Origin of the sequence: Rhodococcus phenolicus (assembly GCF_001646785.1) — a bacterium.
GTDB classification, from domain to species: Bacteria; Actinomycetota; Actinomycetes; order Mycobacteriales; family Mycobacteriaceae; genus Rhodococcus; species Rhodococcus phenolicus.
The window spans coordinates 1-23,955 of record NZ_LRRH01000020.1; the positions used below are offsets into that span (position 1 = coordinate 1).

Annotated in this window: 22 protein-coding genes; 14 read left to right on the forward strand and 8 right to left on the reverse strand. The window is 68.8% G+C overall.

What is annotated here, in order from left to right:
* The first annotated feature begins 131 nt into the window (after window positions 1–131).
* From rapZ to A8G15_RS06885, 7 genes are all read left to right on the forward strand, one after another.
* On the forward strand, window positions 132–992 hold the full coding sequence (gene rapZ / locus A8G15_RS06855) for an RNase adapter RapZ (RefSeq protein ID WP_068157353.1): 861 nt from the start codon (window positions 132–134) through the stop codon (window positions 990–992).
* Window positions 989–1,990, forward strand: a complete 1,002-nt coding sequence (locus A8G15_RS06860; RefSeq protein ID WP_068157052.1) for a gluconeogenesis factor YvcK family protein — start codon at window positions 989–991, stop codon at window positions 1,988–1,990. Before rapZ ends, A8G15_RS06860 begins: the two co-directional genes overlap by 4 nt.
* Window positions 1,987–2,964, forward strand: coding sequence for a DNA-binding protein WhiA (gene whiA, locus A8G15_RS06865; RefSeq protein WP_211270126.1), 978 nt, complete (start codon window positions 1,987–1,989; stop codon window positions 2,962–2,964). Before A8G15_RS06860 ends, whiA begins: the two co-directional genes overlap by 4 nt.
* Window positions 2,965–3,085: 121 nt before the next feature.
* Complete coding sequence (gene gap / locus A8G15_RS06870; protein ID WP_068157058.1) at window positions 3,086–4,102, forward strand: type I glyceraldehyde-3-phosphate dehydrogenase; 1,017 nt, start codon at window positions 3,086–3,088, stop codon at window positions 4,100–4,102.
* Window positions 4,103–4,128: 26 nt separating this feature from the next.
* Window positions 4,129–5,340, forward strand: coding sequence for a phosphoglycerate kinase (locus A8G15_RS06875; RefSeq protein WP_068157061.1), 1,212 nt, complete (start codon window positions 4,129–4,131; stop codon window positions 5,338–5,340).
* Between the two features lie 5 nt (window positions 5,341–5,345).
* Entirely contained in the window at window positions 5,346–6,134 is a 789-nt protein-coding gene (gene tpiA, locus A8G15_RS06880; protein WP_068157064.1) for a triose-phosphate isomerase, read from the forward strand.
* A gap of 93 nt (window positions 6,135–6,227) precedes the next feature.
* Window positions 6,228–7,445 (forward strand): CynX/NimT family MFS transporter, encoded by a 1,218-nt coding sequence (locus tag A8G15_RS06885; RefSeq protein WP_068157067.1) that lies wholly within the window; start codon window positions 6,228–6,230, stop codon window positions 7,443–7,445.
* Between the two features lie 9 nt (window positions 7,446–7,454).
* Here A8G15_RS06885 and A8G15_RS06890 read toward each other — a convergent pair whose 3' ends face one another.
* Window positions 7,455–8,369, reverse strand: a complete 915-nt coding sequence (locus A8G15_RS06890; protein ID WP_068157071.1) for an SDR family oxidoreductase — start codon at window positions 8,367–8,369, stop codon at window positions 7,455–7,457.
* A gap of 150 nt (window positions 8,370–8,519) precedes the next feature.
* Window positions 8,520–9,431, reverse strand: a complete 912-nt coding sequence (locus A8G15_RS06895; protein ID WP_245687743.1) for a tyrosine-protein phosphatase — start codon at window positions 9,429–9,431, stop codon at window positions 8,520–8,522.
* 182 nt (window positions 9,432–9,613) lie between these two features.
* Here A8G15_RS06895 and secG point away from each other — a divergent pair, with 182 nt between their 5' ends.
* A complete protein-coding gene (gene secG / locus A8G15_RS06900; protein WP_068157075.1) occupies window positions 9,614–9,847 on the forward strand; it encodes a preprotein translocase subunit SecG in 234 nt (77 codons plus the stop codon).
* A 47-nt stretch (window positions 9,848–9,894) separates the two neighbouring features.
* On the forward strand, window positions 9,895–12,645 hold the full coding sequence (gene ppc, locus A8G15_RS06905; protein ID WP_068157078.1) for a phosphoenolpyruvate carboxylase: 2,751 nt from the start codon (window positions 9,895–9,897) through the stop codon (window positions 12,643–12,645).
* 109 nt (window positions 12,646–12,754) lie between these two features.
* On the opposite strand, the gene A8G15_RS06910 is transcribed toward ppc, so the two are convergent.
* Window positions 12,755–13,243 carry an SRPBCC domain-containing protein gene (locus A8G15_RS06910; protein WP_068157080.1) on the reverse strand — a complete coding sequence of 163 codons (489 nt, stop codon included), beginning with the start codon at window positions 13,241–13,243 and terminating at the stop codon, window positions 12,755–12,757.
* Window positions 13,244–13,466: 223 nt separating this feature from the next.
* Here A8G15_RS06910 and A8G15_RS06915 point away from each other — a divergent pair, with 223 nt between their 5' ends.
* The 4 genes from A8G15_RS06915 to A8G15_RS06930 all read left to right on the forward strand — a co-directional run bounded on the left by A8G15_RS06915 (window position 13,467) and on the right by A8G15_RS06930 (window position 16,540).
* Window positions 13,467–14,165, forward strand: a complete 699-nt coding sequence (locus tag A8G15_RS06915; protein WP_068157084.1) for a DUF305 domain-containing protein — start codon at window positions 13,467–13,469, stop codon at window positions 14,163–14,165.
* Window positions 14,166–14,226: 61 nt separating this feature from the next.
* Window positions 14,227–14,931 (forward strand): response regulator transcription factor, encoded by a 705-nt coding sequence (locus A8G15_RS06920; protein ID WP_068157086.1) that lies wholly within the window; start codon window positions 14,227–14,229, stop codon window positions 14,929–14,931.
* Window positions 14,928–16,016, forward strand: a complete 1,089-nt coding sequence (locus A8G15_RS06925) for a sensor histidine kinase (protein WP_068157090.1) — start codon at window positions 14,928–14,930, stop codon at window positions 16,014–16,016. The genes A8G15_RS06920 and A8G15_RS06925 overlap by 4 nt, the downstream gene beginning before the upstream one ends.
* 77 nt (window positions 16,017–16,093) lie before the next feature.
* Window positions 16,094–16,540 (forward strand): nuclear transport factor 2 family protein, encoded by a 447-nt coding sequence (locus A8G15_RS06930; protein ID WP_068157092.1) that lies wholly within the window; start codon window positions 16,094–16,096, stop codon window positions 16,538–16,540.
* Between the two features lie 784 nt (window positions 16,541–17,324).
* Here the strand turns inward: A8G15_RS06930 and A8G15_RS06940 are convergent.
* The 4 genes from A8G15_RS06940 to A8G15_RS06955 all read right to left on the reverse strand — a co-directional run bounded on the left by A8G15_RS06940 (window position 17,325) and on the right by A8G15_RS06955 (window position 22,234).
* A complete protein-coding gene (locus tag A8G15_RS06940) occupies window positions 17,325–18,566 on the reverse strand; it encodes an arginine deiminase (protein WP_068157100.1) in 1,242 nt (413 codons plus the stop codon).
* A gap of 15 nt (window positions 18,567–18,581) precedes the next feature.
* Window positions 18,582–20,093 carry a basic amino acid/polyamine antiporter gene (locus tag A8G15_RS06945; protein WP_068157103.1) on the reverse strand — a complete coding sequence of 504 codons (1,512 nt, stop codon included), beginning with the start codon at window positions 20,091–20,093 and terminating at the stop codon, window positions 18,582–18,584.
* A gap of 570 nt (window positions 20,094–20,663) precedes the next feature.
* Window positions 20,664–21,143, reverse strand: coding sequence for a carboxymuconolactone decarboxylase family protein (locus tag A8G15_RS06950; protein WP_068157107.1), 480 nt, complete (start codon window positions 21,141–21,143; stop codon window positions 20,664–20,666).
* Window positions 21,140–22,234: an NAD(P)H-dependent amine dehydrogenase family protein gene (locus A8G15_RS06955; protein ID WP_068157110.1), complete on the reverse strand. Its 1,095-nt coding sequence runs from the start codon at window positions 22,232–22,234 to the stop codon at window positions 21,140–21,142. The genes A8G15_RS06950 and A8G15_RS06955 overlap by 4 nt, the downstream gene beginning before the upstream one ends.
* A 68-nt stretch (window positions 22,235–22,302) precedes the next feature.
* On the opposite strand from A8G15_RS06955, the gene A8G15_RS06960 reads away from it, so the two are divergent.
* On the forward strand, window positions 22,303–22,557 hold the full coding sequence (locus A8G15_RS06960) for a hypothetical protein (protein ID WP_068157113.1): 255 nt from the start codon (window positions 22,303–22,305) through the stop codon (window positions 22,555–22,557).
* A gap of 192 nt (window positions 22,558–22,749) precedes the next feature.
* Here A8G15_RS06960 and A8G15_RS06965 read toward each other — a convergent pair whose 3' ends face one another.
* Window positions 22,750–23,628 (reverse strand): LLM class F420-dependent oxidoreductase, encoded by an 879-nt coding sequence (locus tag A8G15_RS06965; RefSeq protein WP_068157116.1) that lies wholly within the window; start codon window positions 23,626–23,628, stop codon window positions 22,750–22,752.
* Window positions 23,629–23,955 lie beyond the last annotated feature (327 nt).

Genomic DNA, 23,955 nt, shown 5'->3' on the forward strand with positions numbered 1-23,955 from the left:
GATGACATCGTCGGCGTGTCGGGAACGCGAGCGGAGCCGGAACTGTGAAGCATCAATCTGCGGTCGGGCCGTACCGAACGGAAACGGACGGCGCCGAGGCGGCCGCGACACCCAGGGATCGCCGCGCCGAGGTGACCTTGGTCACCGGATTGTCCGGGGCGGGCATGAGCACCGCGGCCACCGCCCTCGAGGATCTCGGCTGGTACGTCTCCGACAACGTGCCGCCGCAACTGGTCATCGCCATGGTCGACCTGGCGGTCCAGGCCGAACCTCCGCTCGAACGGCTCGCCGTGGTCATGGATGTGCGCAGCCGGTTGTTCACCGGGGACCTGGGCTGGGTCGTCACCGAGCTCGCCGCCCGCCCCGTCCGCACCCGGGTGCTGTTCCTCGAGGCCACCGATGCCGTGCTGGTCCGGCGGTTCGAACAGGTGCGGCGCAGCCATCCGCTGCAGGCGGACACCGCCGACCGGACCCTCGCGGACGGCATCGCCGCAGAACGCGCCCAGCTGGCCCCCGTCAAAGCAGCGGCGGACCTGGTCGTCGACACCTCCGCGCTGTCGGGGCCGGAACTGCGCCGCAAGATCGAATCCGCGTTCGGGGACGCCGCCGCCGAGACCATCCAGGTGACCGTCGAATCGTTCGGCTTCAAGTACGGGCTGCCGATGGACGCGGACCTGGTGTGCGACGTCCGGTTCCTGCCGAATCCGCACTGGGTGCCGCAGTTACGCGACCACACCGGGCAGGACGCCGACGTGCGCGACTACGTACTCTCACGCGACGGCGCGGACGAGTACCTGCAGACCTATCATCGAGTGCTCCAACTGACCACGGCCGGCTACCGCCGGGAGGGAAAGCGCTACATGACGATCGCGGTGGGCTGCACCGGCGGTAAACACCGAAGCGTGGCGATGGCCGAAGCGCTCGCCACACACCTCGACCGGGATCCGGCGTTGACGGTGCACGTCGTGCACCGGGATCTGGGCCGCGAATGACCGCGCCGGCGATCGTCGCGCTCGGTGGCGGTCACGGCCTGTACGCGACCCTCAGCGCGGTACGGCGTCTCACCGACCGGGTCACCGCCATCGTCACGGTCGCCGACGACGGCGGGTCGTCCGGCCGGCTGCGCGCCGAACTCGGCGTCATCCCACCCGGTGACCTGCGCATGGCGCTGGCCGCGCTGGCCGCCGACACTCCCGAGGTCCGGGTGTGGACCGAGACCGTGCAACACCGGTTCGGCGGCACCGGCGCGCTCGCCGGGCACTCGGTCGGCAACCTCATCCTCGCCGGGCTCACCGAGGTCCTCGGCGACCCGGTGGCCGCGCTGGACCGGCTCGCCGCGGTCCTCGACGTCCGCGGCCGCGTGCTGCCGATGTCGCCGATTCCCCTCGACATCGAAGCGGACGTCTCCGGTCTCGAATCGGATCCGCGCGTCAGCCGCGGCATCCGCGGCCAGGTCGCGGTCGCGACCACGCCCGGCAAGGTGCGGCGGGTCCGCCTGATCCCCGCCGACCCACCGGCGTCCCCGGATGCGCTCGACGCGGTCGAGGACGCCGATCTGGTGGTGCTCGGCCCGGGGTCGTGGTTCTCGAGCGTCATCCCGCACGTCCTCGTGCCGGACCTGCGCGACGCGCTCACCCGCACCCGGGCCCGCAAGGTGCTGGTCCTGAACCTCGCCGCGGAACCGGGGGAGACCGCCGGATTCTCCACCGAACGTCACCTGCACGTGCTGGCGCAGCACGCCCCGGGCTTCCGCGTCGACCACATCGTGGTCGACGCGACGACCGTGCCCGCCGGCCGCGAACGCGAACACCTGTGCCGGGCCGCGGCCCGCTTCGGAGCCGACATCGTCTACGCGGACGTCGCGGAAACCGGCACCCACCGACACGACCCCGCCAAACTGGCGGAGGTTCTGGCAACGAATCTGCCTGCCGCGTCCGGCGCCGCCGACACCCGCGACAGCAGTCGAAGGGAGATCGTCTCGTGGCAATGACAGCGGAGGTCAAGGACGAGCTGAGCAGGCTCGCGGTGACCCGCACCAGCAGCCGCAAGGCCGAGGTGTCCGCTCTCCTGCGTTTCGCCGGTGGCCTGCACATCGTGGGTGGTCGTGTCGTGGTCGAAGCCGAGGTGGACCTCGGTTCGATCGCCCGCCGGTTGCGTCGCGAGATCTTCGAACTGTTCGGTTACTCCGCGGAGGTCCACGTGCTCGGCGCGGGCGGCCTCCGCAAGAGTTCGCGGTACGTCGTGCGGGTCGCGAAGGACGGGGAGGCCCTCGCCCGGCAGACCGGCCTGCTCGACCTGCGCGGGCGTCCGGTGCGCGGGCTGCCCGCGCAGGTGGTCGGTGGCAGCATCGCCGACGCCGAGGCTGCGTGGCGCGGCGCGTTCCTGGCCCACGGGTCGCTCACCGAACCGGGGCGTTCGTCGGCGCTCGAGATCAGCTGCCCCGGCCCCGAGGCGGCGCTCGCGCTCGTCGGCGCCGCACGGCGGCTGGGGATCACCGCGAAGGCCCGTGAGGTGCGCGGCGCCGACCGGGTGGTGGTCCGCGACGGGGAGGCCATCGGCGCGCTGCTCACCCACATGGGTGCCCAGGACACGCGGTTGACGTGGGAGGAACGACGCATGCGCCGCGAGGTGCGGGCCACCGCCAACCGGCTCGCGAACTTCGACGACGCGAACCTGCGGCGGTCGGCGCGTGCGGCGGTTGCGGCCGCGGCGCGCGTCGAGCGGGCTCTGACGATCCTCGGCTCCGATGTGCCCGACCATCTCGCCGCGGCCGGGTCGCTGCGGGTCCAGCACCGCCAGGCGTCCCTCGAGGAACTCGGTCAGCTCGCCGATCCGCCGATGACGAAGGACGCGGTGGCAGGCCGCATCCGGCGGCTTCTGTCGATGGCGGACCGGCGGGCCAAGGAACTCGGTATTCCCGACACCGAGTCCGCGGTGACGATCGAGCTGCTGGACGAGGCGTAGTCCGCCGGCCCGGCGTCGGGCGCCGCGCGACGCCAGGGCGAATCCCCCTTCCTCGACCCGGCAGATTAGGGTAGGGGCACCAGCTGCACCACCATCGAGATTTGGGCAAAGGAGCTTCATCGTGACTGTCCGCGTAGGCGTGAACGGCTTCGGTCGCATCGGACGTAACTTCTTCCGTGCGGTCGAGGCCCAGAAGGCACTCGGCACCACCGATATCGAGATCGTCGCCGTCAACGACCTCACCGACAACGACACCCTCGCGACGCTCCTGAAGTACGACTCGATCCTGGGTCGTCTCGACAAGGACGTCCGCGCCGAGGGCGACTACATCTACGTCGGCGACCAGAAGATCACCGCCCTCGAGATCAAGGAAGGCCCGGCGGCTCTGCCCTGGGGCGACCTCGGTGTCGACGTCGTCGTCGAGTCCACCGGCATCTTCACCAACGCCGCCAAGGCCAAGGGCCACCTCGACGCCGGCGCCAAGAAGGTCATCATCTCGGCGCCCGCCACCGACGAGGACATCACCATCGTCATGGGCGTCAACCACGACAAGTACGACGGCTCGCAGAACATCATCTCGAACGCCTCGTGCACCACGAACTGCCTCGGCCCCCTCGCCAAGGTGCTGAACGACGAGTTCGGCATCGAGAAGGGCCTGATGACCACGATCCACGCGTACACCCAGGACCAGAACCTGCAGGACGCGCCGCACAAGGATCTGCGTCGCGCCCGCGCCGCCGCCCTGAACATCGTCCCGACCGGCACCGGTGCCGCCAAGGCCATCGGCCTCGTGCTTCCCGAGCTGCTCGGCAAGCTCGACGGCTACGCGCTGCGCGTTCCGGTCCCGACCGGCTCGGTCACCGACCTCACCGCGACCCTGACCAAGAAGGCCACCGTCGACGAGGTCAACGCCGCGCTGAAGGCCGCTGCGGAGGGCCCGCTCAAGGGCATCCTGAAGTACAACACCGACCCGATCGTGTCCTCGGACATCGTCACCGACCCGCACTCGTCGATCTTCGACGCGCCGCTGACCAAGGTCATCGACGAGCAGGTCAAGGTCGTGTCCTGGTACGACAACGAGTGGGGCTACTCCAACCGCCTGGCCGACCTCATCGGCCTCGTCGGCAAGTCCCTCTGACACCGATCGAAGAGGACACCCGAACAGTGGCAGTTCAGACCCTGAAGGATCTGCTCGACGCCGGGGTCGAGGGGCGCGGCGTGCTGGTGCGCTCCGACCTCAACGTCCCGCTGGACGGCGCGACGATCACCGACCCCGGTCGGATCGTCGCGTCGGCCCCGACGATCAAGGCGCTCGCCGACGCCGGTGCCAAGGTCGTCGTCACCGCGCACCTCGGCCGCCCCAAGGGCGAGCCGGACCCGAAGTACTCGCTCGCGCCCGTCGCGGCGAAGCTCGGTGAGGTGCTCGGCCGCAACGTCCAGCTCGCCGGTGACGTGGTGGGGCAGGACGCCCTCGCCCGCTCCGAGGGCCTGACCGACGGCGACATCCTCCTGCTCGAGAACATCCGTTTCGATCCGCGCGAAACCAGCAAGGATGACGCGGAGCGTCTCGCCCTCGCCCGCGACCTGGTCGAACTCGTCGGCGACGACGGCGCGTTCGTCTCCGACGGTTTCGGTGTGGTGCACCGCAAGCAGGCGTCGGTGTACGACGTGGCGACGCTGCTGCCGCACTACGCGGGCACGCTCGTCGCGGCCGAGGTGGACGTGCTGGCCCGGCTGACCGCCGACTCCGAGCGTCCGTACGCGGTCGTGCTCGGCGGCTCGAAGGTCTCGGACAAGCTGGCCGTGATCGAGGCGCTCGCACCGAAGGTCGACACGCTCGTCATCGGTGGCGGCATGTGCTTCACCTTCCTTGCCGCGCAAGGGTTCTCGGTCGGAAACTCCCTCCTCGAGGAGTCGATGATCGACACCTGCAAGGCGCTGCTCGAGCAGTACGCCGACGTGCTGCACATCCCGCAGGACGTCGTGGTCGCCGACAGCTTCTCCGCCGATGCCGAGTCGAAGGTGGTTCCGGCCACCGAGATCCCGGACGGCTGGATGGGCCTGGACATCGGGCCCGAGTCGGTGGCGCGCTTCTCGTCGCTGCTCTCGGCCGCGAAGACCGTGTTCTGGAACGGCCCCATGGGCGTGTTCGAGTTCGCGAAGTTCGCGGACGGCACCAAGGGTGTCGCCGAAGCCATCATCGAGGCCACCGGCAAGGGCGCGTTCAGTGTCGTCGGCGGCGGCGACTCGGCCGCGGCCGTGCGCCTGCTGGGTTTGCCCGAGGACGGTTTCTCGCACATCTCCACCGGTGGCGGTGCCTCCCTCGAGTACCTCGAAGGCAAGGAACTTCCCGGCATCGCGGTTCTGGAGGGCTGAGCGCAATGACATCACGCAAGCCGCTCATCGCCGGCAACTGGAAGATGAACCTCAACCATCTCGAGGCCATCGCCCTGGTGCAGAAGATCGCGTTCACCCTTCCGGAGAAGTACCTCGACAAGGTCGACGTGACGGTGATCCCGCCGTTCACGGACATCCGCTCGGTGCAGACGCTCATCGAGGGCGACAAGATCAAGCTCACCTACGGTGCGCAGGATGTGTCGGTCCACGACTCCGGCGCCTACACCGGGGAGATCTCCGGCGGCATGCTCGCCAAGCTGGGATGCACGTTCGTCGTCGTCGGTCACTCCGAGCGGCGCACGCTGCACGGCGAGACCGACGAGATCGTGCGCGACAAGGCCAAGGCCGCGCTGAAACACGGCCTGACCCCGATCGTGTGCATCGGTGAAGGCCTCGACATCCGCGAGGCGGGTAACCACGTCGAGTACAACGTCGAGCAACTGAAGGGCTCGCTCGCGGGCCTGACCGCCGACGAGATCGCGAAGACCGTGATCGCGTACGAGCCGGTGTGGGCCATCGGCACCGGCAAGGTGGCCTCGGCCGCCGACGCCCAGGAGGTGTGCGCTGCGGTGCGCGCCGCGCTCGGCGAGCTCGCCTCGCCCGAGGTGGCCGCGACCGTCCGCGTCCTCTACGGCGGCTCGGTGAACGCCAAGAACGTCGGCGAGCTCATCGCGCAGACCGACGTCGACGGCGGCCTGGTGGGCGGTGCCTCGCTCAAGGCCGACGAGTTCGCGCAGCTCTCGGCGATCGCCGCGGGCGGTCCGCTGCTGTAGCGGCCGACGCGAACGACAGTTCCACCCTTGGGGCGCAGGATCGGCACCGATCCTGCGCCCCACGGCATTTCGTCAGAAAGTGAAGACACGCCGATGGCCGCGGCAGGTTCCATCCGTTCCGCCCCGACCCGCCGAACCGTGCTGTTCGGTCTGCTCGCGGTACTGCTGGTCGCCGCGTGCCTGCGCCCGCCGATCACCGCGGTCGGTCCGCTCCTGGACCGGATCGGCGCGGACACCGGCCTGGGCAGCACCGGCCTCGGGGTCCTGGGGGCGGTGCCGCTGCTGTGCTTCGCGGCGGTGTCCCCGTGGATCCACCGGCCCGCCGTCCGATACGGATCGCAGCGGCTGATCCTGCTCGCGCTGGGTGTGCTCGCCGCCGGGATTCTCGTGCGTTCCCTGCCCGGCGGGGTGTGGTTGTGGGTAGGCACCGTGGCGATCGGCTCCGGCATCGCGGTCGCGAACGTGCTGTTGCCCGCCGTCGTCAAACGCGATCACGCGGGCCGCCTCACCACCGTCACCGGTGTGTACTCCTCGGTCACCACCGGTGCCGCCGGGCTCGGCTCGGGATTGGCGGTCCCGTTGGCGGTCGCGACCGGCAACTGGCGGACCGCGCTGGCGGTGTGGGCGATCCTGCCGTGTGTCGCGGGGGCCGTGTGGTACCTGCGCGGCCGGATCCGGCCCGGCGAGCCCGCAGCCCAGCCGCCCGCTGTCGAACCCGGACCACGCCGCTCGATGTGGCGCTCGGGCGTCGCGTGGCAGGTCACCGCGTTCATGGGCCTGCAGTCGACCACGTTCTACCTGCTGGTGACGTGGCTGCCATCGATCGAGGCGAGTCTCGGCGTGGACGCGGCCACCGCCGGCTGGCATTCGTTCGCCTACCAGGTCGTCGGAATCGTCGCGGGTCTGGGCGCGACCGCGCTGATGGGTGATCGGGCCGATCAGAGCCTGCTCGCAGTGATCGGTGGCGCGATCCTGGTCGTCGCCACCGTCGGGATCCTCCTGGTCCCGGGGCTGGTGCTGCTGTGGGCGATCGTCGCCGGTATCAGTTCGGGTGCGACATTCGTGCTCGCCATGTCACTGTTCGGGCTGCGCACCCGTACGGTCGCGCAGACCGCACAGTTGTCCGGAATGGCGCAGTGCGTCGGATACCTGCTGGCCATGTGCGGCCCGATCGCGGCAGGGGCCATCTTCGATGTCACCGGGACCTGGGCACCGGTACTGATCCTGATCGCGGTGTGCGCCGCCGGCCAGAGCCTGATCGGCGGATTCGCGGGCCGCGACCGGTACACCCACCTCGCGCCGACCGGATAACGCGGACCGTCACGAGTCGGCCCACGCGTCGGGCCGGGTGCCGTCGGTATCGGTGAAGCGGTACGCGCGGGCGAGTTCGGCCGAGGTCACGGACCGCTGGTTCCAGCGAGCCCGGAGAGGGTCCGCGGCCAGCGCGGCGATGCCGCGACCGATGTAGAGCGGCGATTCGGAAGATGCGAAACCCGGAGGCGCCGTGGGCAGGTGGCCGGGCCGGTCGGCGTCGAGGGCGTCGCGCCACGTGCTCTCGGTGACACCGTAGTTGTCGAGCATCATCTCCGAGCGCAGCCAGCCGGGCGTGACGGCGACAGCGGTACCGTCGTGCGCGGCCAGTTCGTGCCCCTGGGAGAAGGCCAGCCGGTTGACCGCGTTCTTCACCAGGTCGTAGAAGACGGAGATGCGGTAGTGGCCGGCGTTGTAGTGCGCCGTTCCGTCGGTGACCTCGACCAGCAGGCCGCCGGGTTCGGCCACCAGCAGCGGCAGCAGGTGATGCGAGGTGATCAGGTGGGTGTCGAGACCGAGCCGCAGGATTCGGAGGCCCGCGTCGAGGTCGTGTTCCCAGACCGGTGTGTTCCACTGCGCCGGGGTGCCTTTGAGGATCTCCGCGCCCCAGATGTCGTTGACGAGCACGGCGATGTGGCCGAAGTCGCGGCGGAGACGGTCGGCGAGTCCGGACACCTGGTCGGCGTCGAGGTGGTCGACCTGGATCGCGACGCCCGTTCCGCCGACCGCAGTGACGATCTCGGCGGTCTCTTCGACGGTCTCGCGCCGATCGTAGTCGGAGCTCGCGTTCCCGTGCACACGACTGCTGCGCCCGGTGCAGACGACGGTGCCGCCGGCCTCTCCCAGTGCTACGGCGATCCCGCGGCCGGCGCCGCGGGTGGCTCCGGCCACGACCGCGACCTTCCCGTGCAATGGTGCGTTCATCGACTTCGATGATGCTCGTGCCGAACGATTCCGGTCGGGGATCGGGTGACTGCCGTGCCTGCAGCGCGGCGTGGCCGGGTGTTTCGCCGGCGACCTACTCGTGCTTCCGGCGCCGGCGGCACCCCGCCCGGCCGGGCGGGGTGCCACCGGTCAGGCTACGAGCTTCGCGGACAGTGTCGCGAGTGTCTGCGGGCTCAGCCCCAGTCCGGTGACGAGGTAGTTGTGGACCGTGCCGTAGTCCTGTTCGAGCTGGGTGAACCCGGCCTCGAGAAACTCGCGCTCGACGCCGAGAAGCGGCGCGTAGATCGCGGCCGCCTCCGGTCCGCGGGCGTCGGCGGCCGCGGCCAGTGTCGCGCGGATGCGGTCGCCCGAATACTCGTTGGACAGCAGGTAGTCCGTATACACGGTCTCGCGGTCGACGCCGACGAGGGACAGCAGCATTGCCGCGGTCCAGCCGGCGCGGTCCTTCCCGGCGGTGCAGTGGAACAGTTGAGGGCCCTCGGTGTGGGCGAACTCGGTGAACATCGCGCCGAGTTCGGCGCGGAGCTGCGGGTCGGTGACGAACGAACGGTTGATGTCCTGCATGAACGCGCGTGCCGCCGCCGGTGTCTTCAGGTTCGCCGTCGAACTCAGGTTGCCGGACAGCAACGGATGCCGGATGTACGCGGCACCGGCCGGGACCCGATCCGGGGCAGCGGCGACCTCGCCGTCGGTGCGGAGGTCGTACACCGCCGAGATACCGAGGGTGTCGAGAACCGCGGCGTCCGCGCCGTCGGTGGTCAGGGCGTTGGATCGGTAGAAGACGCCGGGCTGCACCCGCAGTCCGAACGCTGCCTGGTAGCCGCTGCCGGATCCGGCGAGATCGCGGAAGTTGTCGATCGAGGGCAGACGGGGAGTGTCGACGGTGGTCGGTGCACCGGTACCGGACGACCCGGACGGGAGGTCGAAGGGCACGGCGCCGGCCGTGGCGGTGCCGGTGAGCAGCAGCGCGCCGCTGACAGCGAAAGCGGCTGCGAGCCGGGCGCTGTGGCGCACGGGGAGGAGGACAGTGCGAGACAACACGAAACTTCCTTCGGGGTATGGTTTTCTTTGCGTCTCATTTAGATCACACGCCGCCGAATCACGCTCTTGATTCGGAGAATCACATTCCCTAACCGGAGGATGCCGCCGGGACCGGGCGGATGTGGAGCACCGGGTAAGCTGACGCCCGACGTCACCGACCATCGAAGGACACCGAACGCCGCATGGAACTGTTCCTGGACATTCTGCTGATTGTCACCAGCCTGCTGCTGATCCTGCTGGTGCTGTTGCACCGCGGCAAGGGCGGCGGCCTGTCCAGCCTGTTCGGCGGCGGCGTGCAGTCGAGCCTGTCCGGATCGACGGTCGCGGAGAAGAACCTTGACCGCCTCACCGTCTTCACCGGGATCATCTGGCTGATCGCCATCCTCGGCATCGGGCTGCAGATCAAGTTCAGCTGACCGGCTTTCCGGTCGCGCGACCGGCGCCCCGCGCCGATACTGACCGGATGAGCGTCCCGACCGGAACAGCCGCCACCGAACCCCTCCGCGACGACATCCGCCTGCTCGGCAGCATCCTCGGGCAGATCGTGCGCCGGCACGCCGGAGAAGCCGCCTACGAACTCGTCGAGAAGGCCCGGATCGAAAGCTTCCGGGTGCGTCGCTCCGAACTGGACCGCGCCGACCTCGCGGCCATGTTCGGCGAGGTCGCCACCGCCGACACGATCCCCGTCATCCGTGCATTCAGTCATTTCGCGCTGCTCGCGAACCTCGCCGAGGACCTCCACCGCGAGCGGCGTCGCGCGCTGCACGTCAACGCCGGGGAACCGCCCCAGGACAGTTCGCTGGCCGCCACCTATGCCAAACTCGACGCCGCCGATCTCGACCCGGATGCGGTCGCGGCGGCACTCGAACACGCGCTGGTCTCACCGGTCATCACGGCGCACCCCACCGAAACCCGCCGTCGCACCGTGTTCGTCGTGCAGTCCCGGATCACCGACCTCATGCGCCGCCGCGGTCGCGCCGAGGACGCCACCGAGGTCGCCGCGATCGACCGGCAGCTGTGGCAGCAGATCCTCACTCTGTGGCAGACCGCGCTGATCCGGTTGTCCCGATTACGGATCCAGGACGAGATCGAAACCGGGCTGCGCTACTACGAAGCCTCCCTGTTCGCGGTGGTGCCCGCCCTCGACGCCGAGGTCCGCCGCGAACTGCGCGCCCGGTGGCCCGGCACCGACCTGCTCACCGAACCCCTCGTGCGGACCGGATCGTGGATCGGCGGCGACCGCGACGGCAACCCGAACGTCACCGCCGATGTCGTCCACCGCGCCACCGATCGTGCCGCGACCACCGTGTTCGGCCACTACCGCACCGAACTCGCCGAACTCGAGCAGGAACTGTCGATGTCCGCGCGACTCGTCGCGGTCACCGACGAACTCACCGCGCTCGTCGAGGCCGCAGCAGACGAGGCGCCCTCACGAGCCGACGAACCCTACCGACGCGCGATCCGCGGCATTCGCGGGCGCCTTGCCGCGACCGCGCAGCGACTGCTCGACGACCCGCCGGATTTCGACGTCCCCACTCGTGAGCCCTACCCCAGCCGGGCCGAACTGCTCGTCGACCTCGACATCCTCGACGCCTCGTTGCGTTCCGCCGGAGACGAGGTCCTCGCCGACGACCGCCTCGCCGCCCTGCGCAGCGCCGTCGAGGTGTTCGGTTTCCACCTCAGTGCGCTCGACCTGCGGCAGAACTCCGAGATCCACGGCCGGGTGATCGCCGAACTCCTCGCATGGGCGGGCGTGACCGGCGACTACGAGGCGCTGCCCGAGGAAGCCAAAGTCGAACTGCTCACCCGCGAACTCGCCACCCGCCGACCGCTCAGCGCCCCCGGCGCGCAGCTCGGGGAACTCACCACCGCCGAGCTCGGAGTGCTGCGGGCCGCGGCCGAGGCGGTCGGGCTCCTCGGTCCGCAGGCAGTGCCGCACTACATCATCAGCATGTGCGGATCGGTCAGCGACCTGCTCGAAGCGGCGGTGCTGCTGAAGGAAGTCGGCCTCGTCGACCACACCGACACCGGACCCCGCTGCCCGGTCGCGGTGATCCCCCTGTTCGAGACCATTGAGGACTTGCACAGCGGTGCGGAGATTCTCGGTGCTGCCCTGTCCATCCCGGAGTTCCGCAGCCTCGTGGACTCCGCCGGATCGGTGCAGGAGGTCATGCTCGGCTATTCCGATTCGAACAAGGACGGCGGGTACCTCGCCGCGAACTGGGCGCTGTACCGCGCCGAACTCGACCTCGTCGAATGTGCACGCGCGCACGGCATCCGGCTGCGATTGTTCCACGGGCGCGGCGGCACCGTCGGGCGCGGTGGGGGACCCAGCTACGACGCGATCCTCGCGCAACCCCCCGGCGCGGTCACCGGCTCGCTGCGGCTGACCGAACAGGGTGAGGTGATCGCCGCGAAGTACGCCGAACCCCGCTCGGCGCGCCGCAATCTCGAAAGTCTCGTCGCCGCCACCCTCGAATCCACGCTGCTCGACGTCGAGGGTCTCGGCTCCGACGCACCCGCCGCATACGAGATCCTCGACGATCTGGCGCTCCGGGCACGCACCGCCTACAGCGAACTCGTGCACGACACCCCCGGATTCGTCGAGTACTTCCGTACCGCCACACCCGTCGGTGAGATCGGCCAGCTCAACATCGGCAGCCGCCCCACCTCACGCAAGCCGACGTCGTCGATCGCGGATCTGCGGGCGATCCCCTGGGTGCTGGCCTGGACCCAGTCCCGCGTCATGCTGCCGGGTTGGTACGGCACCGGCACCGCCTTCGAAACCTGGATCGGGGACGACGACACCCGCCGGGCCGCGCTCACCGACCTCTACGAGCGGTGGCCGTTCTTCCGTACCGTGCTGTCGAACATGGCGATGGTGCTCGCGAAGTCCGACCTCGGGCTGGCGGCCCGCTACGCCGAACTCGTTCCCGACGCGGATCTGCGGGACCGCGTCTTCGGGAAGATCGTCGACGAACACGCCCGAACCGTCCGCACATACCTGGCGATCACCGGACAGCCCGATCTGATGGCCGACAACCCGGCGCTGGCCCGATCGGTACACAACCGCTTCCCGTACCTCGAACCGCTCAACCACCTGCAGGTGGAGTTGCTCCGGCGACTACGCGCGGGCGAGGACAGCGACGAGGTGCGGCGGGGCATCCAGCTGACGATGAACGGACTGGCGACCGCGCTGCGAAACAGCGGCTGAGCCGCGGCAGCGGCAGCCGGAGGAACAGAGACGACGAAAGTGATGGTCGGTGCACCGGAATTTCGGTGCACCGACCGTCCGACCGGCACGGCACATCTCGCCGCCCGGTTCACCGGTACGACTCGCCGAGTTCCGCGTAGTCCGCCCAGCGCGGCGTCTTCCGTCCCATCAACAGCGTGTCGAGACGATCCAGGTAGTACTGCCAGCCGGGTCCGATCGCGGCTGCCTCCGACCGCGGCACGTGCCGGTGCGTGAACTCGAGCGTCGTGACCTGCCCGACCTGCCGCAACCGCAGTTCGAGCCGCCACCCGTCCACATCGAGGACGAGCAATCGCGGACCCGCACACTCCACGATCCCGATGTCCGTCGTCGCGCGATCGTGTTCGTCGGTCATTGTCAACCGCACCCGACCGGACGACGGGTCCCCGGTCCACCGTCCGTACCAGGCGGCCAGCGCGTCGGGCTCTGTGACCGCCGCCCACACCGAGGCGATCGGCAGCGGGAAACTGCGCTGGTAGTGCAGGGAGACCAGGACCGCGTCCGCCGGACAGTCGTGTTCGGGACGGACCTCGCCGAGCACGGTCGTCGGAGTGCTCATCGGACTGCTCCTCTCGCCGATCGGGGCGCCGGACACCGACATTCTCCCGCGCGCGGCGCACCCCGGTGGCCTCCGGGCGGATCCGTGACCGACGCGAGATCGGCGCGGTTCTTGATCGGATCTTGACCGTTCGACCGGGCCGGCCCCGACACGGCGCGGGCAGATTGGGCTGTGGGCAGCACACCGCTGCCCACGAGCAACCTCATCACGAACGGACGACATCATGTACAGACTCCTGGCGACCGGTACGGCTTCGGTGGCAGTACTGCTCTCGTTGACGGCGTGCGGCGGCGCCGCGCCCGATCGCGCCGAGCAGGTGCCGGGCCCGGCGGCGACCGCGACGTCGAACCCGGGCGCCGAGGAAGACCACAACGACGCCGACGTGATGTTCGCCGCGATGATGATTCCGCACCACCGGCAGGCCGTCGAGATGAGCGAGATCGTGCTCGCGAAGTCGGACATCCCCGCCGAGGTGCGGACCCTGGCCGAGGAGATCCGGGCAGCGCAGGCGCCGGAGATCGAGCAACTCACCGCGTGGCTCGACGAATGGAACGCGGCGACCTCGATGCCGATGACGTCCATGCCGATGGACTCGCCTGGTCACGACATGCCGATGAACTCGCCGGACCACGAGATGCCGATGGGTGAACCCGAAACAACCGCCGAACAGATGCCCGGTGACATGAGCGGGATGGAGGGAATGCTGTCCCCGCAGGATCTGCAGGCACTGCGAGACGCCGAAGGCACCGACGCGGCCCGGCTGTACATGACACAGATGATCGCCCACCACCAGGGTGCGGTCGCGATGGCACAGGGCGAGATCGAGCACGGCCGGAACCCGGCGGCGGTCGACATGGCACGGCAGATCGTCGATACCCAGCAGCAGGAGATCACGACGATGGAGCAGCTGCTTGCGCAGTGACGCACGCCGGCACCGGAGGCGCCGCTGTGCCACAGCGGCGCCGCGGTGTAGGAACACAGGCATGGCGCACACGGACGGGAACCGGCGAATCCTGGTGGTCGACGACGAGGTTGCCCTGGCGGGGGTGGTGGCCGGTTATCTCACCCGCGAGGGATTCGAGGTGACGGTGGCGCACGACGGCCCGTCCGCCGTCGACGCCGTCCGTGACGCCGACCCGGCACTGGTGGTCCTCGACCTGATGCTGCCCGGATTCGACGGGCTCGAGGTGTGCCGCAGGCTCCGCACGTTCTCCGACGCGTACGTGCTCATGCTCACCGCGAAGGGGGAGGAACTCGACAAGGTGATCGGCCTGTCGGTCGGGGCCGACGACTACGTCGTCAAACCGTTCGGCCCTCGCGAACTGGTCGCCCGGGTCAAAGCGATGCTGCGCCGGCCCCGGACGGGGCCCGTCGCCGAAGGCGGGCCGATACGCCGATTCGGCACGCTCGAAGTCGATCCGGCCGCGCGCACGGTGCACGTCGACGGACATCCGGTCGAACTGACTCGCACCGAATTCGACGTGCTCGAGCTGCTGTCGAGCCGGCCCCGCACCGCGTTGAGCCGCGGGCAGATCCTCGAACACGTGTGGGGACCCGACTGGTTCGGCGACCCGCACGTAGTCGATGTCCACGTCGGGGCGCTGCGACGCAAGCTCGGCGACGATGCCGCCGCACCCCGGTTCGTGCGCACCGTCCGCGGAGTCGGATACGCGATGGTGACGCGATGAAACCGGCAGGGCTGCAGGGACGACTGATGGTGGCGCAGTTGCTGGTGTTGCTCGTGGCCGGTGTCGCGCTCGCCGGTGTCGCCGCGCTGGTGGCGCCACCACTGTTCCACAAGCACCTCGCTCAGGCCGGCATGAACGATCCGCACGTCCGCGCCCACACCGAGGAAGCATTCGCGCAGGCTCTCGGTACCGCCCTGATCGCCGGCGCGGTCGCGGCAGTTCTCGCCGCGACCGTCGCGTCCGTCCTGGTCATCCGTCGTGTCGCCGCGCCCGTGGGGCGGCTCGTGGCTGCCGCCCGTGACATCACCGCCGGCCGGTACGGAATCGACGTCCGGCCGTCCGGCACCGACACCGACTTCGCGCGCCTCGAGGAAGCCTTCGCGACGATGGCCGGTCGCCTCGAACGCACCGAACGTGCCCGGCAGCAACTGCTCGCCGATCTCGCCCACGAATTGCGCACTCCGGTAGCCACACTCGTCGCTTATGTCGACGCGGTCGAGGACGGCGTGCTACCGGCGGACGCCACATCCTGGCAGGTCATGCGCGACCAGCTCGACCGGCTGGGACGCCTGGTCACCGATCTGTCCGTCCTGTCGGCGGTCGACGAGGACGCTCTGACCCTCGAACGCGAGGATGTCGACCCCGCCGCGGTCGTCGCGGCCGCGGCAGCGGCGGCCGCGCCGCGCTTCGCGAACAAGGCAGTGAAGCTGGACGTTCACTCCGGCCGCGACCTGCCGGTGCTCTCGCTCGACCGGCACCGGATCGAGCAGATCCTCGCCAACCTGTTCGACAACGCGCTGCGGCACACGCCCGAGGGCGGCACCGTCACCGCGTCGGCACGTGTGCTCGACCGGCACCGGGTGCGGATCAGTGTCAAGGACACGGGGGAGGGCATCGCGCCGGAGCGGCTCGAGGCGATCTTCGAACGGTTCCACCGCGCCGACTCCGCCCGTAGTGCCGCGGGTAGCGGACTGGGCCTGACCATCGCGCGGGGGCTCGCGACCGCACACGGCGGAACGCTCACCGCCACCAGCGCCGGCCCCGGGCAGGGCACGCGGTTCGACCTGGACCTGCCCGTGCCGTGAAACTCCAGGGGCACTTCGCGGTTCCACTCAGCGGACGGTGACAGCGCGGACCGTCCGGGTCGTCGCATACTCGGGCCATGAATGCCCCCTCGGAGTTGGCCGCCCGCTACGCCGTCGCGGTGGACGATCGGGACGCCGCCGCCCTCACCGACCTCTTCACCGCCGACGCCGAGTTCGTGCAACCGCCGGCGATCACCCGCGGAGCGGGGGAGATCGTCACCGTCGGCGCGGCGGCGATCGCCGGGGTCGTGCTGAAGAGCACCGCGCACCTGCACGGCACTCGCCACGAGGTGCACCAACAGGTGGTCGACATCGACGGCGATACCGCCACCGGACGGGTGTACTGCACCGCGCACCACCTGTACCGGGGGCGGGACGGGATGCGCAACAACGCCCTCGCGGTCCGCTACCGCGACACCTATCGCCTGATCGACGACCAGTGGCTCATCGCGCGGCGCGAACTTGCGGTCGACTACGCGGAGGACATCGCGGTTACCGTGCCGAGTGCCCGACCGAGAGGGTGAAGGTCGGACTCGGCCTCCGCGCAATCCGCCGGCCGGTTCTCGCGCCGCGCACCGCACGGGGCCGGTGAAGTCGAGTACTGCCCTCGTGACCCGGCGCCTTCTTCCCTGCACGCTCGACTTGTACACCGCGTACCGTGTCCGCGGCCTCGACTCGAGAGCAGGAGAACGACATGCCCAGTCGAAGGGTGCGTTCCACCGACCCGCCCACCACGCCCGATCGGACGGTGGCGGCACCACCGGACCGGGACGCGGTGGAGGAGGTCTCGCCCGAGGTGGACACCGTGTTCGATATCCCTGCGGACAGCGCTGACCTCCATCGGTCGGCTGTCTCCGCATCCGGCCTCGACGCGAATGGGGCGGCCCGTGCTGTACCGGTGTCGGAACTACGAATCACCTACCGCCCGAACAGGATCGGGCAATGGACGATACCGGGTTCGGTACCTGCCGAGGTGCTGGAACCACCGGACGCCGCGATCGTGGCGGAGGGGGCGCGGGCGCTGGAGTCCGTCAACGGAGATGGGAGCACCCGACAACCGCCACCGTGAACACCGCCGAGGGGTGGGGATCTTCGTTGAGCACAGCCGGGATTCTCCCTGAGCCTCGTCACACCCGCCGGGGGGGTGTTCAGCTCGTACTCGACGGTTCAGTGCCCTGTTGCACGAAGTTCGTGCCTGGTCAGGCGAACTTTTCGAAACCACTCGGTGACGTGCGTTCGGCGATGACACCTTCGAGTGCGCAACTCGCTGTGCGAGATGCTGCCCCTTGCAGGGGGTGACCGGTCGAGTCAGTAGTCGACGGGATCTCGCGAGAGGGGGCAGGTCATGCAGTGTCCGCCGCCGCGGCCTCGTCCGAGTTCGGCGCCGGTGATCTCGAGGACTTCGACGCCCGCATCGCGCAATAGGCGGTTGGTGTGGGTGTTTCGGTCGTAGGCGAAGACGACGCCTGGTTCAACCGCGACGACGTTGTTGCCGCTGTCCCATTGCTGTCGTTCCCCGGCATACCAACCACCGCCGGGCTCGATCCTGCGCAGCGGGGTTCCAAGCGCGGCGCCGACGACGTCGATCCAGTGCGTACCCTGGTGATCGATGACGTCGAGCCGGCCGCCGGCTCCGGGGCGGAGTTCGATGGGATGGATGCCGTCGACAATGTCCGGATAGTAGGTGACGATGTCACGATCGGCGAAGGTGAACACGGTGTCCAGATGCATCGCTGCCCGCAGTTTGGGCATACCGGCGACCAGCACCCGGTCGGCTGCTTCGGCGCGGAAAAGTGCCTGTGCGACTTGGGTGATGGCCTGTCGGCTGGTGCGTTCGCTCATGCCGATGAGGACGGTGCCTGCCCCGACCGGCATCACGTCGCCGCCCTCGAGAGTGGCTTGGCCCCAGTCCTGTTCGGGGTCGCCCCACCAGATCGTGTTTCCTCGGAAATCGGGGTGATACTCGTAAATGGCCTTCATGAGCAGGGTCTCGTCATGTCGGGCCGGCCAGTAGAGGGGGTTGAGCGTGAGGCCGTCGTAGAGCCAGCAGGTGGTGTCGCGGGTGTAGAGCGTGTTCGGCAGCGGTGGCATCAGGTACTCGTTCACGCCGGTGGATTCGCGCGCCAATGCCAGGTAGGGCGAACGGAAATCGTCGGGAAGATCACGAGTGGACAACCCTCCGACGAGGAACTCGGCCAGCTGGTCGTTCGGCAGCGAGTCCAGGAATGCTCTTGTGTCGTCGACGAGCCCGAGACCGACCTCGTTGGCGACGATCTTGCGATCCAGAAGCCATGCTTTCGCGCCGGGCACGCCCATCGTCTCACCGAGCAGGTCGTGTAACTCGACGACCTGGACTCCGCGCTCCTGCAACGCTTGTACGAACTTGCTGTGGTCCTCCTTGGCTTTGTCGACCCAGAGGACGTCGTCGAACAGGAGGTCGTCATTGTTGCTCGGAGTCAATCGTTCGTGTGCCAGGCTCGGTCGGCAGACAAGCACCTTGTTCAGTGTGCCGACCTCGGAATGGACGCCGTGTGGCGCGCTGCGGGACATGTAGGCTCTCCTGGATCACTGGTGCGGAAGGTAAGGGGGCTCAGGCGGAGTGGGCTGTTCGATCTGGATGACACCGGTGGCCATCAACACGATGCCGACGACGGCACCGGCCAGGACGACAGCGAAGACCACCAGGCCAGAACGGGTGAACACGGTCTCGCCCCGCTGGCGACGCGCGGAATAGTAGAGCAGCGTCGCCGGAGCGAGCAGCACGCAGGAGAGAAAGAGGAACAGGTACCCCGCCGCCCACAGTAGGAACAAGGTGTAGACGGTGGAGATCGCAGCCACGACCAGTTCGCGGGTGCGACCGCGGTCGCCGGCGGGATAGCCGTCGTGTGTGAGAGCAATTTTCAGGGCGTAGGCGGAGGCGAGCGCAAATGGCAAAAGTGCCAGTGCCGCAGTGAGGTCGAGGGTGAAGTCCAGTGCGTTGCCGAGGAATTGCACGGCGAACAGGATGGCGGTGACCAGGATCGAGGTCCACAGTACCGCCGACTCCGGAGCGTCGTGCTGGTTGAGTCGTGCGAAGTAGGCTGGGAAGTCTTTGTCTTTGGCTGCAGCGTAGACGACATCGGCGGCAAGCAGTTGCCAGGCGAGATAGGCGCCCAGGACCGAGACGATGAGTCCGACCCGGATAAGAGTTCCGCCCCACCCTCCGGTCACGGATTCGAGCACGCCCCCCATGGATGGTTGCTGCAACGCGGCGATGTCTTCTTTGGGAAGGATGCCGTAGGACAGGATCGAGATACTGGCGAACAGAGCCAACACCGAGAGGAATCCGAGGACGGTTGCCCGACCGACATCGGACCGCTTCTTCGCGTGACGCGAATACACGCTCGCACCTTCGATACCGAGAAATACGAACACCGTGATCAGCATGGTGCCTTGCACCTGCTGAAACAGGGAGTCCCCGCCGGGAAGGTCGTACCCGCCGGTCAGATTGTCCACGAAGACGTCGGCTTCGAAGAAGAAGATCACGAGAACCAGGAACAGCAGCAGCGGAACCAATTTCGCGGCGGTGACAATCGTGTTGATCCATGCAGCTTCCTTCACACCGTTGCGGATGAGGAAGAAGAACCCCCACACCGCGGCTGCCGACACCGCGAACGCCCACCAGGTGTCGCCTGAACCCAGAACCGGTTCGAGATCCGGGAACAGCTGCGACACGGTGGTCATGATCAGCACCCAGTAGAATGCATTTCCGGCGCATGCGGAAGCCCAGAAGCCAACTGCGGAAAGGAACCCGGGGTAAACGCCGAATCCCTCGCGGGCGTAGACGTACACGCCGTTGTCCAGATTCGGTTTGCGCCTCGCAAGATTCTGAAATACGAACGCGAGGGTGAGCATTCCGGTGCCGGCAATCGCCCAGGAGATCGCCGCCCCGTATACGCCGGTTTCGCTCGCGAACCGCGAGGGCAACTGGAAGACTCCTGCACCGACCATCGAACCCACAACCATCGCGGTCATTGCAGGCAGACCCAGCTTGCTCGTTGCGTTCGCGGTTCTCACCGTGGTGGTGTCTTCGGTCATGCTTCCACGCTCGATCCTTCCTGGCGCGCACATGTCGCGGATTCGGTAGGTTGCGTTGGCGACAGTATAGACATGGTTACGGAAGAGAAGCCGATCAATCATCGCTGTGCGACACACGCATCGGGCCCTCGAAGGTGCGAACCCGCTGGGGCGTACGCGCACGCGAAAGTTCTTGACAGTGGAGTACTTTGCTCTGTCTCGAGTCGTCGGTCCATCGGAGTTCCCAGGCCTGTAACTCTTCGACCGGCCGTCCGAGGCTCCCGCAGGGACGCAAGACGTAGGACAGTAGATGTCGAATCCGATTGTTCCAGTGCGATGCCGGCGGCAAATGGCGGTCGCTTGACCGCGTCCGGCGATCGGACCGGGATTCGTCTGGGACGGGTGCTTCGCACATGTGCGTTCCGTTGTGCCGGTTGCTGAGCACCGAAATCGACCGGCTGGGGTTTCGCACCGTTGAAGCTCGACCCGGAGCACTCAGTACCAGTACCGGCGTCCGGCGACTTTCTGGCCGGTGATGCCGGGGATTTCGAGTCGCTTTCCGCCGGGTAGGTCCGAGTGCCGACGCCCCGCTCAGTGCCCGGGCAGCACGCAAGTGGTGTCCAGGCCGAGGACGTGGTTGAGCCGGCCGAACGCCAGCCACGCCCCGATGCTCATCGACAGTTCGACGATCTCGGCCTGCGTGTAGTACGCGGTCATCCGGTCCCAGAACTCGTCGTCGAGTCCGTGGTGGTCGAGGGCATACCGCTCGGCGTACTCGGCGGCGAGGCGGGTGCGGTCGTCGAAAGCCTCGGTGGTACGCCAGTTCTCGACGTCCTCGGCGAAGCCGATCTCGACCTTGACGCCGTCTCGTTCCGTGCGCCAGTCCTGACAGAAGATGCAGCCGTTGATCTGGGCGATCCGCAGCCGGGCCGCCTCGAACGCGCGCAGGTCGATGCTCGAGTGCTCGTACACCGACAGCGAGAACTGCGAGGCGGCGATCCCGATGCCGGGGACCATCTCACCCCACACGTAACCGATCGGGTCCTTGCCCCCGGGGATGTCGATGTTCATGCCGGGGTCCTCTCGAAAGTGGTGGCGGTGAGCTTCCCGATCGCGGGCCGGATCGGGACGTCGAGCGCGTCGTACATTCCGGGCTCGTTGCGGGTGAGCCAGTCGATGGCGCCCACCAGGCGCCCGACCGCGGTCGCGTTGCCGCCGGCCGACCGGTTGCCGCCCTCGTCGGTGGCCTCGACGGCGACCTCGATCCGCGGCCTGCCCTCGATGATCACCTTGTGCGCGCCGGCGCCGTCCGCGGGGCTGGGCCAGTCGGGCGCGCAGGACGGGTGGATGCGGGTGACGTGCTCGATGACGATTCTCGGTTCGCCGCCGACGATGCCCTGCACCTCGAACCGTAACGCGCCCTGGGTGCCTTCCTCGAAGTCGCCCATGGTCGCGGTGGTGACGGTGGATTCCAGGGGCCTGCGCAGGAGGGTCTCGCGGATCTCGTCGAGTTCGACGCCGAGCGCCCGCGCCATCAGCCGGATCTGACCGCCCCACACCATCGTCGGAATGCCGGGCGCGACCATCGGCGGCGCGTAGTCCATGGGCTGCCCCATGCCGACCAGCCACCGGACGGAATCGGGCTGGTCGTAGGTGGAGTAGTCGAAGATCTCCTGGCAGCGGATCACGTCGACGGTGGTCGCCAGACCACTGAGCAGCAGCGGCAGGACGTCGTTGCCCCAACCGGGGTCGATTCCGGACGCGAACAGCGATCCACCGCCCTCGTCGATCGCGTCCTGGATCGCCTGACGCATCTCAGCGGGCGCGCTGCGGTGGTCGTACAGCGGGTACATGGACGTGGTCACGACGACGGCGCCGGCCCGGATCGCGGCGACGATGTCGGCGAGCGCGTCGTCGGGTCGGATGTCGCCGGACGCCGCGTACACGACGGCGTCGGGCTTCGACGCGAGCACGGCGCCGACGTCGTCGGTGGCCGCGATCCCGAGCTCGCGGCCGACGTCGCCGAGGTCACCGGCGTCGCGGCCGATCTTGGCGGGGTTGTGCACGATCACCGCGGAGAGGTGGAGCTCGGGGTGCGCGTCGACGGCACGAATCGCCGCGCGGCCGACGTTTCCTGTGCCCCAGACGACTGTGGTGATCATGGCTGCGCACGCTACGACATCGGAACAGGTTCTCGTAGCGAATCCGGGCATCCGGTTCCCATGGCAGCGTGACTCGCCGGACGGCATCGAGCGCGTCGCAGATCCCGGGTTCCCACCCGGACGGCCACCTGGTGACGTCGATGAGCCGGCTGATCGCCGCGCCTCCGTCGACCAGGATGCACTGGGTGATCACGAGAGCGGGAGCGCCGTCCTCGGTGCGCTGGTGGAGGGTGACGGTGACCTCGGGACTGTCCGCGGCGGGGTCGTGGGCGAAGGCTGCGGCGTTGTCGGCGCAGATCGACCGGGGGCCGTCGCCGGTGTAGCAGGAATCGGTCGCCGCGGGTGGGGTGCAACGGCCCCAGAGGTCGTCGACCCGGCAGTCCACTGCTCCCGCTCCGTCCACCCAGCCGCCGGAGGGCCCTCAGGTGTGGCGGCTGTTCCGCGAGCCCCGAGGCGGTTCCGTGTCCCGCCGATGATCGGGCACCGCCCGCACGTCCTGAACGGTCCCGGCGTGATCAGGCCAGGGACAACCGTTGCGAGCACGCCGCCATCTCGTCGAGCACGGCGTCGAGGGTGGTGGCGTGCCGCGACGCCGACACCAGGATCCGATCGGATCCGAGCGAACCGGCCCATTCGATCTTGGACTCGTCCATCCGCGGCAGAGTCGCACCGAGCACCACTGCGACGTCGGCGGGATCCCGGCCCGCCTCGGTGGCCGCGGCCCGCATCGTCGCGATCGCGCCGGTGAGGTCGTCGCCGAGTCCCAAAGGCTGGAAACCGTCGCCGATCCGGCCCGCCCGCCGGGCCGCCGCAGCACTGTGCCCGCCGATGTACAGCGGAACCCTGTTGTCCCGGAATGGTTTCGGGAAGGAACACGCACCGGTGAACGAATGGAACTCGCCGGCGAAGTCGGCACCCTCGGGTCCGCCCGCCCACAGTGCCCGCATCACCGCGATCGCCTCGTCCGTGGCCTTGCCGCGCCGACGGAAGTCGCCGCCGCACGCCTCGATCTCCTCGCGCATCCATCCGATACCGAGGCAGATCCGGGTCCGTCCCCGGGACAGCCGATCCAGGGTGGCGAGTCGCTTGGCGAGCACCACCGGATTGTGGTTGGGCGCCACCAGGACTCCGGTGGCCAGGCCGAGCCGGTCGGTGGCGCCGGCGACGAACGAGAGAACTTCGAGCGGATCCGGCAGAGGGCAGTCGTCGGGCAGATGCGACCTGCCGGTGGGGGAGTAGGGGTAGGCGCTGGTGGTGTTCGCGATGACCACCGCATGCTCCACGGCGGAGATCTCGTCGAAGCCCAACTGCTCTGCGGTCCGCGCGAACCTGAGCACCGCCTCCGGGTCGCCCGCCATGCCGAGCTCGACCGGCATCACCACTCCGACCTTCACGCCACCACACCCTCTCCGATTGTCCTGTCCGTCATCGTCGGACATCGGGGCCTGGTTCGGCGCGGAATATCCCGCCCAGTGGTACTGCGCATTCCGCGCCGCGCGGTGGAACCGAGTGCGGCCTCACGGCGTCGAAAGGAGTGAGGGACGACAACAGTCGTCGAGGGGAGGAGCACCGAGCATGGAACCACGCACGACCCACTGCCACCGTGCGCGATCGCGAACGGGCTTGCTGCGCACGGTATCCGGCCCGCGGAGCGCGATCAGGCTGGGATGCGGCCGACGGGCCGACGGCGGGGCGCCGGGATCGGAGCCCCGCCCCGAGGA

What these genes read in the sequence shown, in the direction of transcription:
- A8G15_RS06860 (WP_068157052.1), top strand. Translation starts at nt 989, where the DNA reads ATGACCGCGCCGGCGATCGTCGCGCTCGGTGGCGGTCACGGCCTGTAC.
- A8G15_RS06910 (WP_068157080.1), bottom strand. Translation starts at nt 13,243, where the DNA reads ATGAGCACTCCGACGACCGTGCTCGGCGAGGTCCGTCCCGAACACGAC.
- A8G15_RS06915 (WP_068157084.1), top strand. Translation starts at nt 13,467, where the DNA reads ATGTACAGACTCCTGGCGACCGGTACGGCTTCGGTGGCAGTACTGCTC.
- A8G15_RS06930 (WP_068157092.1), top strand. Translation starts at nt 16,094, where the DNA reads ATGAATGCCCCCTCGGAGTTGGCCGCCCGCTACGCCGTCGCGGTGGAC.
- A8G15_RS06945 (WP_068157103.1), bottom strand. Translation starts at nt 20,093, where the DNA reads ATGACCGAAGACACCACCACGGTGAGAACCGCGAACGCAACGAGCAAG.
- A8G15_RS06955 (WP_068157110.1), bottom strand. Translation starts at nt 22,234, where the DNA reads ATGATCACCACAGTCGTCTGGGGCACAGGAAACGTCGGCCGCGCGGCG.
- A8G15_RS06890 (WP_068157071.1), bottom strand. Translation starts at nt 8,369, where the DNA reads ATGAACGCACCATTGCACGGGAAGGTCGCGGTCGTGGCCGGAGCCACC.
- A8G15_RS06885 (WP_068157067.1), top strand. Translation starts at nt 6,228, where the DNA reads ATGGCCGCGGCAGGTTCCATCCGTTCCGCCCCGACCCGCCGAACCGTG.
- A8G15_RS06950 (WP_068157107.1), bottom strand. Translation starts at nt 21,143, where the DNA reads ATGAACATCGACATCCCCGGGGGCAAGGACCCGATCGGTTACGTGTGG.
- A8G15_RS06925 (WP_068157090.1), top strand. Translation starts at nt 14,928, where the DNA reads ATGAAACCGGCAGGGCTGCAGGGACGACTGATGGTGGCGCAGTTGCTG.
- A8G15_RS06940 (WP_068157100.1), bottom strand. Translation starts at nt 18,566, where the DNA reads ATGTCCCGCAGCGCGCCACACGGCGTCCATTCCGAGGTCGGCACACTG.
- whiA (WP_211270126.1), top strand. Translation starts at nt 1,987, where the DNA reads ATGACAGCGGAGGTCAAGGACGAGCTGAGCAGGCTCGCGGTGACCCGC.
- tpiA (WP_068157064.1), top strand. Translation starts at nt 5,346, where the DNA reads ATGACATCACGCAAGCCGCTCATCGCCGGCAACTGGAAGATGAACCTC.
- ppc (WP_068157078.1), top strand. Translation starts at nt 9,895, where the DNA reads ATGAGCGTCCCGACCGGAACAGCCGCCACCGAACCCCTCCGCGACGAC.
- A8G15_RS06920 (WP_068157086.1), top strand. Translation starts at nt 14,227, where the DNA reads ATGGCGCACACGGACGGGAACCGGCGAATCCTGGTGGTCGACGACGAG.
- secG (WP_068157075.1), top strand. Translation starts at nt 9,614, where the DNA reads ATGGAACTGTTCCTGGACATTCTGCTGATTGTCACCAGCCTGCTGCTG.